This is a genomic window from Ignatzschineria indica (genome assembly GCF_003121925.1).
Taxonomy (GTDB): domain Bacteria; phylum Pseudomonadota; class Gammaproteobacteria; order Cardiobacteriales; family Wohlfahrtiimonadaceae; genus Ignatzschineria; species Ignatzschineria indica.
In genome coordinates, this window is the sequence record NZ_QEWR01000010.1 from 1 (window position 1) to 15,345 (window position 15,345).

General features: G+C 41.1%; 11 protein-coding genes and 2 rRNA genes. 12 read left to right on the plus strand and 1 reads right to left on the minus strand.

Annotated elements, in window-relative coordinates:
* Positions 1-52: 52 nt before the first annotated feature.
* Positions 53-167, plus strand: a 5S ribosomal RNA gene (gene rrf / locus DC082_RS10455).
* Positions 168-705: 538 nt separating this feature from the next.
* Here the strand turns inward: rrf and DC082_RS10460 are convergent.
* Positions 706-1,002 carry a YkgJ family cysteine cluster protein gene (locus DC082_RS10460; protein ID WP_109236917.1) on the minus strand — a complete coding sequence of 99 codons (297 nt, stop codon included), beginning with the start codon at positions 1,000-1,002 and terminating at the stop codon, positions 706-708.
* 220 nt (positions 1,003-1,222) lie between these two features.
* Here DC082_RS10460 and rlmD point away from each other — a divergent pair, with 220 nt between their 5' ends.
* The 11 genes from rlmD to DC082_RS10515 form a co-directional block, all read left to right on the plus strand.
* Complete coding sequence (rlmD, locus tag DC082_RS10465; protein WP_229821729.1) at positions 1,223-2,593, plus strand: 23S rRNA (uracil(1939)-C(5))-methyltransferase RlmD; 1,371 nt, start codon at positions 1,223-1,225, stop codon at positions 2,591-2,593.
* Between the two features lie 124 nt (positions 2,594-2,717).
* The gene (gene rdgC, locus DC082_RS10470; RefSeq protein ID WP_109236919.1) at positions 2,718-3,617 is read left to right on the plus strand and encodes a recombination-associated protein RdgC; all 900 of its coding nucleotides are present in this window, start codon (positions 2,718-2,720) and stop codon (positions 3,615-3,617) included.
* A gap of 632 nt (positions 3,618-4,249) precedes the next feature.
* Positions 4,250-6,211: a DNA topoisomerase IV subunit B gene (gene parE / locus DC082_RS10475; protein ID WP_109236920.1), complete on the plus strand. Its 1,962-nt coding sequence runs from the start codon at positions 4,250-4,252 to the stop codon at positions 6,209-6,211.
* Positions 6,212-6,419: 208 nt separating this feature from the next.
* Positions 6,420-7,340, plus strand: a complete 921-nt coding sequence (oppB, locus tag DC082_RS10480; protein ID WP_109236921.1) for an oligopeptide ABC transporter permease OppB — start codon at positions 6,420-6,422, stop codon at positions 7,338-7,340.
* A 12-nt stretch (positions 7,341-7,352) separates the two neighbouring features.
* Positions 7,353-8,276 (plus strand): oligopeptide ABC transporter permease OppC, encoded by a 924-nt coding sequence (gene oppC / locus DC082_RS10485; protein WP_109236922.1) that lies wholly within the window; start codon positions 7,353-7,355, stop codon positions 8,274-8,276.
* Between the two features lie 9 nt (positions 8,277-8,285).
* Positions 8,286-9,260, plus strand: coding sequence for an oligopeptide ABC transporter ATP-binding protein OppD (oppD, locus tag DC082_RS10490; RefSeq protein WP_109236923.1), 975 nt, complete (start codon positions 8,286-8,288; stop codon positions 9,258-9,260).
* Positions 9,257-10,249, plus strand: a complete 993-nt coding sequence (gene oppF, locus DC082_RS10495; RefSeq protein WP_109236924.1) for a murein tripeptide/oligopeptide ABC transporter ATP binding protein OppF — start codon at positions 9,257-9,259, stop codon at positions 10,247-10,249. Before oppD ends, oppF begins: the two co-directional genes overlap by 4 nt.
* A 370-nt stretch (positions 10,250-10,619) precedes the next feature.
* Positions 10,620-11,747: a radical SAM family heme chaperone HemW gene (gene hemW / locus DC082_RS10500; RefSeq protein ID WP_109236925.1), complete on the plus strand. Its 1,128-nt coding sequence runs from the start codon at positions 10,620-10,622 to the stop codon at positions 11,745-11,747.
* A 289-nt stretch (positions 11,748-12,036) separates the two neighbouring features.
* Entirely contained in the window at positions 12,037-13,437 is a 1,401-nt protein-coding gene (locus DC082_RS10505; protein WP_109236926.1) for a Do family serine endopeptidase, read from the plus strand.
* A 267-nt stretch (positions 13,438-13,704) separates the two neighbouring features.
* Entirely contained in the window at positions 13,705-14,517 is an 813-nt protein-coding gene (gene thiD / locus DC082_RS10510; protein ID WP_109236927.1) for a bifunctional hydroxymethylpyrimidine kinase/phosphomethylpyrimidine kinase, read from the plus strand.
* Positions 14,518-15,260: 743 nt separating this feature from the next.
* Positions 15,261-15,345 (plus strand): 16S ribosomal RNA (locus DC082_RS10515); the annotation flags it as partial.

The window sequence follows — 15,345 nt, forward strand, 5'->3', positions numbered from 1 at the left end:
GTGCAAGATAAAATGCAGAGATGCATCCGCACTTCAAGCACAAGCCAGTTTTCCTGGGGAAAATAGCGCTATGGAACCACCTGATCCCATCCCGAACTCAGAAGTGAAACGTAGCAGCGCCGATGGTAGTGTGGGAGATCCCATGTGAGAGTAGGTCAACCCCAGGGCTTCATTAAGAGCTCCTAGCTAATTAGCTAGGAGCTTTTTCTTTGTCTGGATTTTTTATTCTTAAGAAAGCTCCTGGAGTTGCGGGAGCCAACTACTTCATTCTTTTAACCAATGCATGCCCGCAGTTTGGACATCTTCGATGCCCCTTGCCGGCACGCAGTTTTTGGAAGAACGTGATAGTGAGGACCGGCAGCTCATCAGCCCCTGTTTGTTCTAGGGTTTGAACTTATAAGAGGATTTATTGAGTGGCGGGAGCCGACTATCTCACTCTTATCACAACTGTATGCCCGCCGGTCGGCATCTTTGATGCCTTTTGCCGGCATGCAGTTTTTGTAAGAACGTGATAGTGAGGACTGGCAACTCATCAGCCTTTGTTGCCTCAACTCATCATTTTTATGATTCTTAAGAAGATACGTGGAGTGCGGGAGCCGACTATCTCACTCTTATCACAACTGTATGCCCGCCGGTCGGCATCTTCGATGCCTCTTGTCGGCACGCTGTTTTTGGAAAAATGCGATAGTGAGGACCGGCAACTTATCACTCTCTGTCCGCTTTTTCGCTAGCTTTCGTTTTTTGATCGAGCTGTAATAATTCGCAGATTTGGAGATTTTCTGCAACAAATGCATCCCAGGGGATATGACTATAGTTTTTATGGTATTGATATTCAATATTACAGATTTCAGGACGTGTCTCGTAGATTTCGCAGCGATTCTCTTTCGTTAAATGTTTGCAAACACCATCTCCGCGATCTAAATGTTGCAATTCAGTCGCCAAATGGAGATAGCGGCAACAGGCGCCACAACTTGTACAGGGAAAATAATGTTCTTTATTCATTGAGTTCTTCACTTTTATTATCAGTTAATGCCATTTTATCGAAATGATATTGAGCTGCCATTGAGATACTTAATTATTCCTATTATACGCACTCTCATTAAAGAGAGGTAAATCAATCATGATAGAAGAAGTCGGTCTAAAGGATACTTCTCTTTTCTTCTTTGTAGATGAATGTGATAAACTTCTATATTGCAAAAATTTAAGTAAAAATGAGGTAGTTGTGAGTAGAGGACATAGACGAGGAAGAGGTCGACGTAATAGAGTTCCTGTTGAGCCTATTACAGTAGATATTCATGATTTAGCACATGATGGTCGTGGTGTTGCCAAGGTTGAGGAGAAAGTTGTCTTTGTAGATGGCGCGCTACCTGGAGAAAAGGTTGTAGCACAATATACAAAGGTGAAGAAGGAGTATGATGAAGCCCAAGCAACAGAGGTTTTAGTGAGTTCTCCTGATCGTGTAGAGCCTTTTTGTGATGCCTATGGTGTTTGCGGTGGTTGCCGTCTACAGCATCTTGATGCAGAGCGTCAGATTGACTTTAAAGCAGAGCAGTTACGATCAAATCTAGCAAGACAAGCGGGTTTGACCGATTATGAGCATCTTCCAAATCTTCGAGGTTCATCTCGTAATTATCGTTATAAAGCGCGGTTAGGAGTGAAGAATGTTCCGGCAAAAGAGCGAGTTCTTGTAGGATTTCGTGAGCGCTTAACTCCATTTATTGTCGATATGCATCGCTGCCCCATTTTGGAAGAGAAGATCGACCAATTGATTACGCCGCTATCAGAGATGATAGGGAAGCTCTCTATTGCCGCAAAGCTACCACAAATTGAAGTAGCTGTTGGGGATGATACCCATGCGTTAAGTTTTCGGGTGCTTGAAGCGCCAACGGAAGAGGATTTAGAGATTTTAAAAGCCTTTGAAGCGGAGCATGATCTTATTATCTATCTGCAACCCGGGAATGAGTCGACAACGACAGCATTAACGGAGAAAGGAGCTTCAGATCAAGCGCTCTATTATCGACTTCTGGATCAATTGACACTCTACTTTAAGCCTTACCATTTTACGCAGGTCAATCCGGCGATGAATAATAAGATGGTTAAACAGGCATTATCACTGCTCGATCTTAAAGGGGATGAGAAGGTTCTCGACCTCTTCTGTGGTTTAGGCAATTTTACATTAGCCTTAGCAACCGCGGCAGGATCTGTCATTGGTGTTGAAGGAGATAAGAGCTTAACAGATTGGGCAGGACGGAATGCGCAATATAATAGTATTGAGAATGTAGAGTTCCATTGTGCTGATTTAACGCAAGATCAACATGATGCGCCTTGGATGAATGAAAAGTATGATGCTATCTTGATTGATCCACCACGATCAGGTGCATTAGAGATGATGCCATATCTTGGAAAATTAGCACCCCAAAAAATTCTCTATGTCTCCTGTCATCCGGCAACATTAGCGCGTGATCTAGCGCTTCTAACAAAAGAATACCCTTATGAACTTGTCTCAGCGGGTGTGATGGATATGTTCCCGCATACTGCTCACGTTGAATCGATGGCACTGCTTGTTAGAAAGGATGAGGAAGTCGCTCAGTAGTTGACTATTAGACTTGATTTGACTTGATCTGATGGGGAAATTTCCCCTTTTTTAATTTAATGATATGTATTGATTGTAAGCATTGATTGTTGATGCTTTATAACAATTTTAAGGAGTTCTCATCATGCGGCCATTTAAGAATATTCTCATCTATCAATTTGATGAGCCATTGACCTTAGAGACAGCTGAGCTTGAGGCGTTACTCAGTGAACATCCATTACGAGATTGTGGTGATGATGAGTTAGAAGTTTATGGTTGGTTGCCGGCATTCTCTCAAGGAGAAAATTTAGTCGAAACAATTCATAATGCTCACTTTATTCGTCTTGGTATGGAGGTAAAAAAGCTGCCTCGTCGGGCAATTCAAACGGCAGTCGAGAAGCGCGCGCGAGAACATAATATTGATCTTCATGATCGCGTTAAGCAGAAAGAGCTAGAAGAGATCATTACCAATGAATTTGTCCGGAATATCTATCCGGAGCAGAGCTCAATTATGGCGTATATCGATCTGGAGAAAAATTGGTTAGTGATCGATGCCACTTCTGAAAAAAAGGCCTCATTAGTGACGGCAGTTCTGCGTCAAACTTTAGGGTCTTTGCCGGTAGTCGGATATGCTCCTCAAGTAGAGATGGCACTACTGATGACCGATTGGGTTCAAAATGGTTTAACGGATCATCGTTTTCAATTTCTCGATGAAGTAGAACTCAAAGAGCTTAATAAAGAGGAGGGAGGTGTCGCCCGTTATCGTGGGATTCCTCTCGACTCAAAAGAGATTGAGCTCAATATTTCAGAAGGTTGGAGTGTCACAAAGGTGGGGCTTGCCTATGAGGAGCTTGTGACATTCTCACTTGGAGAAGATTTCATTATTAAGCGAGTCCGTTATCTTGATCAGTTTCAAGAGCGATTAGAGTTGAGTGATGATCAAAATGCCGTTGCTCAATCGAATGGTTATCTTTTAGTGGATACTGTTCGAAATCTTGTGACAGATCTCTACAACCTCTGTTATCAAAGTGATGCTTCTAAATAGCGGAGATAAAGTTTATAGAAGCAGCCATCAAGAAGGAGAGAATTCTCTCTGCTGTAATGATGGCAGCTAGTATAAAAATGGAGAATAAGGGGGTAATTTGAATGATTTTTATCAAAAACCACCATAAATAATCACTCTTTTAAGGCATGATTCTCTATTTAAAGTAATATAATGTTTTTCTGTTGTTTCTCTAATGGCTTTTAGGGTTAATAAATGATCAGACTGAACAATCTGAATAAGCTGTTTAGAGGGCAACTTAAATAATTATTTAGATGATTACTAAATTGAATCATTTTGATTGATCGCAATTGGTCTCAACTTGTCTCAATTAAAGGCATTATGACTTTTAAGTTAAAACTCAGAAGCGATAAAATCTAGAATTTTAGTTTTTAAAGGGTTATCTTTTAGAGTCCATGTTTTAGAGGTGTTATTTTTAAATTTAAATTAAAGATCTCAATTAAAGATCTCAAGGTCTAAAGTTTTACTGCTGATAGAGTCATTCGTGAAAGTAGGCAGTAGAAGCTTAAAAGTTAAATGATTGTCAGAGCTTTATTGTAAGAGCCTTATTCTTATAAAAGCTCTATTTTTATTAGTAATTATTGATTATTGTCGATGAGAGAGTTTTGCAACTTATGAGTAACAAACAATATACATCTCGTTCTATAGAAGTTCTATCTGGGCTAGATCCTGTTCGTAAGCGCCCCGGCATGTATACAGATACCAGCCGCCCGAACCATATTCTTCAAGAAGTTATCGACAACTCGGTAGATGAAGCGCTTGCAGGTCATGCAACCGCGATTACCGTCACTCTCTATCACGATGGATCTCTTGGTGTAAAAGATGATGGTCGAGGAATGCCGATCGATATCCATCCCGACCATGGTGTTAGTGGTGTGGAACTTATCTTAGCTACGCTCCACGCCGGCGGAAAATTTAATAATGATAATTACCAATATTCAGGTGGTTTGCATGGTGTTGGTGTCTCTGTGGTCAATGCGCTCTCAGAGCAGCTAGAAGTGACAGTTCACCGAGATGGTAAAATTTATCGCATCACTTTCCAAGATGGTTATAAGGCGAGCGAGTTAGAAGAGATTGGCAAGTGTGCAAAGAGCGAGACCGGTACGGAGATTCGCTTTAAACCTGATGAGAAATATTTTGATTCTCCTAAGATTGCAAAAAAAGCGCTCTCAGATCTCTTAAAAGCAAAGGCGATTCTTTGTGCAGGATTGAAGATCACTTTAGTTGATCAGACGCATAAAGAGGAAGAAGTTACCGTTTGGTGCTATGAATCTGGGGTAGAAGAGTATCTATACGATATGCTAAAAGAGGTAGATCATCTGCCTAAAGAGATTATTTTTGGCGAGTATAGCGGAGAGTCGGAAGAGGCGATTTGGGGCTTTGCTTGGAGTGAAGTGGGTGCGCCAATTATGGCAGAAAGCTATGTGAACTTAATTCCCACACCTTTAGGGGGAACTCATGTTAATGGCATGAAGTCGGGATTAACAGAAGCACTTCGGGATTTTTGCGAACAACGTAATCTTCTTCCAAGAGGGGTTCGTATCACGCCGGAAGATCTCTTCTCTCATCTCAATTTCCTACTATCCGTCAAGATGCAGGAACCTCAATTCTCAGGGCAGACTAAAGAACGTCTAAGTTCAAGAAGTATTGCAACACTACTTAATGGTGCGATTAAGGACTTTTTCACCCTCTGGCTCAATAATCATGTTGAAGATGGAGAAGAGATTGCAGAACTGGTTATTACAACGGCACAAGCTCGCCTTAAGAGTGCAAAGACGGTAGTCCGTAAACGAGTTTCTCAAGGACCTAAGTTGCCCGGGAAGTTAGCCGATTGCGTCAGTACCGATGTCAATGAGACAGAGCTCTTCTTAGTTGAGGGGGATTCTGCCGGCGGTTCTGCAAAACAGGCTCGAGATCGAGATACACAAGCAGTGATGGCATTGAGAGGGAAAATTCTTAATACTTGGGAGGTTCCGACGAATGAGATTTTAGCCTCTAATGAAATTCACGATATCTCAGTAGCGATTGGGGTCGATCCCAATAATGAGAATCTCGATGAGCTACGTTATGGGAAGATCTGTATTTTAGCGGATGCAGATTCTGATGGACTCCATATTGCGACATTGATCTGTGCACTCTTTTTAAAGCACTTTCCAAAATTGGTCGCGGCGGGGCATCTATTTGTTGCTTTACCACCACTTTATCGAATCGATGTGGGTAAAGAGGTTTTTTATGCGCTAGATGAGGAGGAGAAAGAAGCAATCTTAAAACAACATGAGAAGAGTCGAGGGCAGAAATCAGTGACTCGCTTTAAAGGATTAGGTGAGATGAACCCTATTCAGTTGCGAGAGACAACGATGAGCCCTGATACACGTAGATTAGTTCAGTTAGTGATATCAGATGAATTTACAGAGAGCTTAGAAACAGAGGTGATAGCGCCAGAGAGTGTCGATACGCTTGATGGGGAAGCACTTCTTGAAGATCCTATTGCGGTCTTTGATAAATTGCTTGCGCGCAATCAGCGTCAAGAGCGTAAAGAGTGGATTGAGAGTAAGCACTTTGAACCGGAGCTTTAAGGCTCAATTGATTGTGCTTATTTCTATAATCGTTCCTATCTGCTAACGTAATAATCTACAGAAACGATATCGACAAAAATATCGACAAAAAATCTACAACATGATCTACAGCTCACACTGCTGTAGAGAGGAGACTCCTAATACCATTGGGGATCAAAAATAGAGACTGACAATAAGCTATTAACCATAGCAAAATAAAGGATAGAGCATGATACGATTTATATTAAGGCGTGTATTGGAGGCCATTCCAACACTGCTTGTGTTGATTACAATCTCATTTTTTATGATGAGATTGGCGCCGGGAAGCCCATTTACTGGTGATCGAATGTTACCTCCTGAGGTATTGGCAAATATAGAAGCAAAATATAATTTAAACGCTCCGCTATATGAGCAATATTTCGATTATCTCAAACAGCTATTGCGAGGAGATTTAGGTCCTTCTTTCCGTTACCGTGATTATACGGTGAATGAATTGATCACAACTCACTTTCCTACATCAGCGAAACTTGGGATGGCGGCATTTGTTTTAGCAGTGATTTTAGGAACATTAGCGGGAACGATTGCGGCATTGAAGCAAAATAGTTTTTGGGATTATCTTGTGATGAGTTTTGCAATGACCGGTGTTGTTGTGCCGAGTTTTGTGGTGGCACCACTTTTAGTCCTCCTCTTTGCAATTACGCTTCATTGGTTACCGGCAGGTGGCTGGTATGGCGGCAAGTTCCAATATATGCTTCTCCCGATGATTGCTCTTTCGCTCGCTTATATTGCAAGTATCGCACGGATTATGCGGAGTTCGATGATAGAGGTACTCAACTCTAACTTTATTCGCACGGCAAAATCGAAAGGATTGCCGATGCGGACCATTGTTATTAAACATGCCTTACGTCCGGCACTTCTTCCTGTACTCTCCTATTTAGGTCCTGCTTTTGTGGGGATTATTACCGGCTCACTCGTTATTGAGAAGATCTTTGGTCTTCCTGGTATTGGAACACTCTTTGTTGATGGGGCACTCAATCGCGATTACTCAACAGTTCTGAGTGTGACCATTCTTGTGGGGAGTTTAACGATTCTATTTAATATGATTGTCGATATTCTCTATGCAGTCATCGACCCGAAAATACGTTACTAAAAGGAGAATCTGATGGATGTAGTATCGAAACAGAAGAGAGAAGCCGTCGCAGAGTTCTCCGAAAATTTAAATGAAAATCTTAATGTTGCAGGGCGAAGCCTTTGGCAAGATGCGCGTCGTCGTTTTATGCGCAATCGTGCAGCGATGACAAGTCTATTGGTATTAGCATGTATCGCTCTATTTGTGATTTTTGCTCCTTTGGTTTCAGAGTACAGTTATGATCATACCGATTGGGGAATGATGACAAGTCCCCCTGATTTTGAGTCAGGACACTATCTTGGAACGGACTCCAATGGCCGTGATATCTTTGTTCGTATCGCTGTTGGAGGAAGAATCTCCCTATTGGTAGGGATCTCTGCTGCATTAGTAGCTGTCTTGATGGGAACTTTTTATGGTTCACTCTCAGGTTATGTCGGTGGGCGTGTCGATTCATTGATGATGCGTATTTTAGAGATCTTAAACTCTTTCCCCTTTATGTTCTTTGTGATTCTTTTAGTCACCTTTTTTGGACAAAATCTCTTTTTGATCTTTTTGGCGATCGGAATGGTTTCATGGCTTGATATGGCAAGGATTGTCCGTGGGCAGACATTGAGTCTTAAAAATCGTGAATTTATTGAAGCGGCAAAGGTTTCAGGTGTTTCAACGGCACTGATTATCTTTCGACACATTGTTCCGAATGTTTTAGGGGTTGTTGTGGTCTATGCCTCTCTCTTAGTCCCAAGTATGATTCTCTTTGAATCGTTCTTAAGCTTCTTAGGATTGGGAGTGCAAGAGCCGATGAGTAGTTGGGGATCATTATTAGCAGATGGTGCAAACTCAATGGAAGTTGCTCCTTGGCTCTTAATCTTCCCGGCACTATTTTTAATAGTGACACTCTTTTGTTTTAACTTTATTGGGGATGGGCTTCGTGATGCGCTCGATCCAAAAGATCGCTAGGAGAGCACAATGAGTGAATTATTATTAGATGTAAAAGACTTAAGTGTTGTCTTTGATACATATGATGGGGAAGTGACCGCCGTCAACTCGCTCAATTTCTCACTCAAAAAGGGAGAGACTTTGGGAATCGTTGGAGAGTCAGGATCTGGTAAATCACAGACCGCTTTCTCCTTAATGGGATTATTAGCCAAAAATGGTCGGGTAACCGGATCGGCCCTCTTTGAGGGACGCGAGATTCTCAATCTTAAAGAACATGAGTTGAATCGTCTTCGTGCAGAAGAGATTGCCATGATCTTTCAAGATCCTATGACCTCTCTTAATCCCTATATGACTGTTGGTGCACAGCTGATGGAAGTTTTAATGCTCCACAAGGGAATGAGTAAGCGGGATGCTTTTGAGGCTTCGGTGAAGATGCTCGATGCTGTAAAGATGCCGGAAGCAAGAAAGAGAATGAAGATGCATCCTCATGAGTTTTCGGGAGGAATGCGTCAGCGTGTGATGATTGCAATGGCACTACTTTGCCAACCTAAGTTATTGATTGCCGATGAGCCAACAACGGCTCTTGATGTGACCGTTCAAGCACAAATTATGGCATTGCTTAATGAGTTAAAAGCTGAGTTTGGAACAACAATTATTATGATTACCCACGATCTTGGTGTTGTTGCCGGTACATGCGATAAAGTATTGGTGATGTATGCTGGGCGAACAATGGAGTATGGTGGTGTTGAAGATATCTTCTATCAACCAAGCCATCCTTATACATTAGGATTGCTCGAGGCGATTCCTACCTTAGAGCATGATTCTGAGCTACTCCATACCATTCCGGGGAATCCCCCCAACCTTCTGCAACTCCCTAAAGGATGCCCCTTTACACCTCGCTGTGAATGGCGAGATAGTCGCTGTTCTGAAGCACCTCGCTTAGAACCTTTTGGGAATGAGCGTCTGCGTGCTTGCTTTAGAGATGCAAAGGAGTTGTTAGCATGAGTGAACAAAATAGAGAAAAAGTAATCTTAGAAGTCGAGCAATTGAAGGTTCATTTTCCGATTCGTGAAAAGAGTCAATACTTTTGGGAGAAGCCTTTAGCGCTAAAAGCGGTCGATGGTGTCAGTTTTAAACTCTACGAGGGGGAGACGTTAGGTGTTGTGGGTGAGTCCGGTTGTGGTAAATCCACATTAGCACGAGCAATTATTGGCTTAGCCCCGATTACCGGTGGATCGGTCTCCTATTTAGGGCAAGATCTTGGTAAAGCAACAAAGCGTGAGATGCAAGCGATTCGTAAGGATATTCAGATGATCTTTCAAGATCCATTGGCATCACTCAATCCACGTATGACGATTGGCGATATTATTGCTGAGCCTTTAAAAACGCATTTTCCTAAGCTCTCAAGTAGTGAGGTTAAGGATCGTGTTGAGGCGATCATGGCGCGTGTTGGACTTCTGCCTAATGTTATCAATCGTTATCCTCATGAATTCTCTGGCGGGCAATGTCAACGTATTGGGATTGCACGAGCGCTGATTTTAGAGCCTAAAATCATTATCTGTGATGAGCCTGTATCAGCACTCGATGTTTCGATTCAGGCGCAAGTGATCAATCTTCTGAAATCATTACAGAAAGAGATGGGGCTCTCTCTCGTCTTTATTGCCCATGATTTAGCCGTGGTAAAACATATCTCAGATCGTGTTTTGGTGATGTATCTTGGCAATGTGGTTGAGTTAGGGACAAAGCTTGAGGTCTACAATGATACGAAGCATCCTTATACTAAGGCCTTGATGCAAGCCGTGCCGCTTCCAGATCCTTCAAAAGAGAAGGGGAAGACTTTAGATCTGCTTGAAGGGGATCTCCCATCCCCTATTAATCCGCCATCAGGTTGTGTCTTTAGAACGCGTTGTAAAGAGGTGGTAGCACAATGTTCAGAGGTTAAACCGGGCTTGAAGGGATTAACACATCTTTCAGCTTGTCTCTTAACAGAGTAGTGTTTAAAACAGCTGATAAAATTGAGTAGCGTTGAAGATAAAAGAGAAGAGATACGGGTAACGGTATCTCTTTTTTTTGTTAAAGGAGAGCGTTTGGTGCCAAAAAGGAATGGGATAATATGTATTGTGATCTGTATCGTGACCTATATTGCGAGCTGTATTGTGACGATAAACTCCGTAAAGCGGATAGATTGATGATAAAGTAGCGGGAAAATGAGTTTAACCAATCACCAATCACCAATCACCAATCACCAATAATCAACAATCAACAATCAACAATCAATAATCAATAACATCCATTTGTAATGAATTGATTGACCGTATCCTTGTCGTGCCCTTGTAATATATAATTGAAGAGAGAGTTATCACAATGATTCCATTATCGCTCTATATCCACTTTCCCTGGTGCATTCAGAAATGTCCCTATTGTGATTTTAATTCACACCAAAATAATAGTGCGCTCTATGAACCCTATATGCAGACTTTGACGGCAGATCTTTTAGAGATTCTACCCTCTGTTTGGGGGAGAAGAATTCACTCCATCTTTATTGGTGGTGGAACGCCGAGTCTTATTCCTCCGAAGCTTTTAGATCAATTTTTTACAGAGCTGCGAACGCTCCTTAATTTTGATCCTAATATCGAGATTACAATGGAGGCAAATCCGGGCACAGTGGATGCCCAATATTTTCAGCAATATCGGGAAATTGGTATCAATCGACTCTCTATCGGCGTTCAGAGTCTTAATGATCGACTTTTAGAGAAGATAGGCAGAATCCATTCTAGTGATGAAGCGATAAAAGCATTTGAAATTGCGCGTCAAGCAGGATTTACCAATATCAATTGTGATCTGATGTTTGCACTGCCGGAGCAGAGTTTAGAAGAAGCATTGGAAGATCTTCAAGGTATCCTTGCTTTAGAGCCAGAACATATCTCGCACTATCAATTGACTTTAGAGCCTAATACTTACTTTCACCGTTATAATCCTCCCTTGCCAAAAGAGGAGATTATTGAGGAGATGCAACTTGTAAGCTACCGCTATCTCGCAGAGAAAGGATATCAACATTATGAGGTCTCTGCTTTTGCTCAACCGGGGCGTCAGAGTCAACATAATCGAAACTATTGGGAGTTTGGAGATTATATCGGTATCGGTGCCGGCGCACATGGCAAGATCACTATGATGGGGGAGGAGAAGATCTATCGAACACAGATTGAAAAGCATCCTCGAACTTATCTTGAAAAGAGTGCCAGTGATCGTTTAACTCGGCATGAAATTGCCCAAACGGATCTTCCTTTTGAGTTCTTCCTCAATATACTACGGCTCAAATCAGGGGTACCAATCTCATATTGGCAAGAGCGAACCTTTCTACCGGAGAGTGAAATCGCAAGTTTTTTAGAGGAGTATAGAAGAGAGGGGTTATTAGAACCCTCTTTAGAGATTATTGCACCGACAGAAAAAGGACTTCTTTTTGTAAATAAGATGTTAGAACAGCTGCTTTGATCGATTTTGATTATCAACCTCTATTGTTAAGAGTGGGGGGAATGATGGTGATAATGTTACCTATGGTGTTATTCATTTAGTGGAGATACACAGGATCATTTGTGTGTTCTGTAAGAGGTGAATATTACCTGAGGTAAAAGAGAGAGAAGTGGATAAAGCGTAGCCAAAAGAGACAAAATGATGCGTTAGATAGACTATCTTTTTAGGATAGATGCTTGAATTTTCATCACAAGCCCTTATATTGAAAAACTAAGATAGTTTCCGAAAAATGGATAACAAGGAGCATTCAATGAAGTTAGGAAAACGCTATTTACAGCAAGCTGGACTCTTTTTTGTGGCAATCACAATGTTGATTGTCCAACAAGCGCTAGCACAATTACCGGATTGGAGCGAACTGTTTGAAAAGAATAAAGCCGCTGTAGTCAGTATCACAACGGAAGGGACAGAAACCATTACAGGATGGTCCCCTTTTGAGGGGTTCTCGTTTGGCGGACCCTCCCCATTTGGTGATATGGATCCATTTAGTTTCTTCTTTGGCGATAGACCTCAAAAAGAGCAAGAACGCATCGTTCGTGGCGCAGGTTCAGGTTTTATCATTGATGAAGCAGGCTATGTGATCACCAATGCACATGTGGTCTCTGATGCGGATAAGATTAAGGTTCATTTAGCAGATCGTCGTGAGCTTGCTGCTGAATTAGTAGGGCTTGATGAAAAGACAGATGTCGCAGTTTTAAAGATCGATGCAGATGAACTTCCCGTTGTTAAAATTGCCAATGTTGAAGATCTCAAAGTAGGGCAATGGGTTATGGCGGTTGGTTCTCCATTTGGTCTCGACTATACCGCAACTCAAGGAATTATTAGTTCATTAGGACGTAATCTTCCTAACGATAATTTCACCCCTTTTATACAGACAGATGCAGCGATTAATCCTGGAAACTCAGGAGGTCCGCTCTTCAATACAAAGGGAGAGGTTATTGGAATTAATTCACAGATCTATACAAGCACGGGAAGTTATGCCGGCGTAAGCTTTGCAATTCCGATCGATCTAGCGATGCATATTGTTCAGCAGATTCGTGAAGATGGTAAAGTCTCACGTGGTTGGTTAGGGGTACAAATCCAAGAGGTTACCGCGACACTTGCAGAAACATTTGATCTTGATAAGCCGCAAGGGGCTTTGATTGCAAGCATCGTTCCTGAAAGTCCTGCAGATAAATCGAAGTTAAAAGTAGGCGATATTATCTTAAAATTTGGTGATCAAGAGGTGATCTCTTCAAGTCAGCTTCCTATTTTAGTTAGCCGTATCAAGGCGGATGAAGTGGTTGAAGTTGAAGTTCTCCGGGATGGAAAGCGCGAGACCATTGAGGTTACGATTGAAGCATTAGATGATGAAGGGCGAAAAATTGCCGGCAGTCAAAGTGCTTCTAAAAATGTTTTAGGCATTACCGTTGAAGAGAGTAAACAGAATGCCCCTGTTAAAGGTGTTGTGATTACTGCAGTTGCAAAGGGAATTGCTAAGAATGCTGGATTAATGCCAGGAGATGTCATTACACAAATTAATGGATTAGAGGTTTCTGATGTTAAGAGTTTTGATGAGGCGCTAAAAGCAACTGAGAAGGATCAAGTCTTAAGAGTTCTAATTAATCGTCAAGGAACCCCTTACTTTGTGGCGGTTAAAAAAGAGAAGAAGTAGGAATTTGAATCATTCAATCTTAATCATCCAATCTTCATCATCTGATGATTCTTAGTAAACGCTAAATGAGGAGTGATGATTATTTTTTAAAGGAGTTTAGTGAGATCTAGGCTCCTTTTTTATAATTAAATTCAATACTTTTTCTGTCGTCAAGAAGGGATATTGCTATAATTAAAGAGCAGAGATCATTAAAACTTGTCATGAGTTGTCATGAGAATTTGTCATAAGAGATGATGAGTTATAAAAATTAAAATTAAGGATAAAGAGATGAAAAAGATTTTAACAATCGCTGGATCTGACTCTAGTGGAGGAGCCGGGATACAAGCAGACTTAAGAACATTTGCAAAACATAATCTCTACGGATTTTGTGTGTTAACCGTTATTGTAACGATGGATCCCAAGGCGAATTGGTCACATGGTGTTTTTCCTATTGAGATAAAGACAATTGAAGCGCAACTCAATACGGCAATTGATGGAGTCGGTGTTGATGCTATTAAGTTAGGAATGCTACCAACACCTGAAATTATCTCTTTAGTTTCACAAAAGCTTCAAACTTTAAAAGGTAATATTCCGATAGTAGTAGATCCTGTAATGGTGTGTAAGGGAGATGCCCCGCTCTTTCCTGAACATGCGAAAGCAATTCGTGAAGAACTTGTCTCTTTTGCAACTGTTGTAACGCCTAATCTTTTTGAAGCAGCCCAATTAGCAGGAGTGAGTAAGATCACAACTTATGAGGAAGCTCTTATTGCTGCGAAAAAAATCATGGAGCTTGGTTGTAAGGCTGTTGCTATTACTAATGTGGGAAGTCTTATGGAGCCGAAAACATCCGGAGATCTCTATTATGATGGGGAAGAGACACTCTTAATCGAGGGCGCCTTTATCGATACACATCACACTCATGGACTCGGATGCACTTTTGCTGCACATGTTGCCGCAAATCTTTGCAAAGGATATTCAAAGAGAGAAGCAACAGTACTTGCTAAAGAGGCGATTCGTGCAGGTATTAAGAGGCACTTTGCGCTTAATAGTTATGTAGGAACACTCAACTTTGAAGAGAGTTTTAAGGCAATAGAGGAGTAGCTTCTCTCTTAGAAGATCCTAGAGCTGTTACTGTAAAAATGATTCTATTATGAGATAGGCAAGTTTAATGGACTTGCCTATACTGCTTTTTAAGTCTATTTTTTAAGTTTTTTATAGGAATAATCCCTAATAGTTGTCGATTATTTTTTTCAAGTGAGAGAAATTAGATATCTTCTATCTATTTTAATTCATTCTTATCTGCTTCTATTTACCTTATATAATTCAATGAGTTGATCTACTTTTAGAGTGTGAGAATCACATTTTAGGTAGAGTTTTTCAAAAAAAGAATCAAAAAGAGTTGCAAATAAAAATGAAAGGGGTAAGATACACCACTCATTCAGACGGCAACGTTGAAGATGATTCGGTAGAAGCCCAGTTCTCTAGTAGTTTCTTTGCTTCTCTCTTTAAAGTTTAAGTTCAGTTTTTAGTAGTCTTTAAATTGAATCAGTGCTTAAAAAGAGGTCAAAAATAAAGTTGACACGAGCGAATCACTTCTGTAATATAGTTCGTCTGCTTAGGGTGGTAAGAGATTCAAGTTTGATTCACTTTAACCCTAAAGTTCTTTAACAAATTAATCTTAAGTAAGTTTGTATGGGGGCTTGTATTTGTTTGCGAGAGCAAAAGAATAGAAGTCTAACCAAACAATTCCAGCATCTATTTTTTTATAATGGAAATAGAAGCAGTAATTGAGCAGTAACGTAAGTTACATGGTTAGATCGAAAGATTTAAACATTATAGAGATTAAACTGAAGAGTTTGATCCTGGCTCAGATTGAACGCTGGCGGTATGCTTAACACATGCAAGTCGAACGGCAGCACGAGGAGAGTT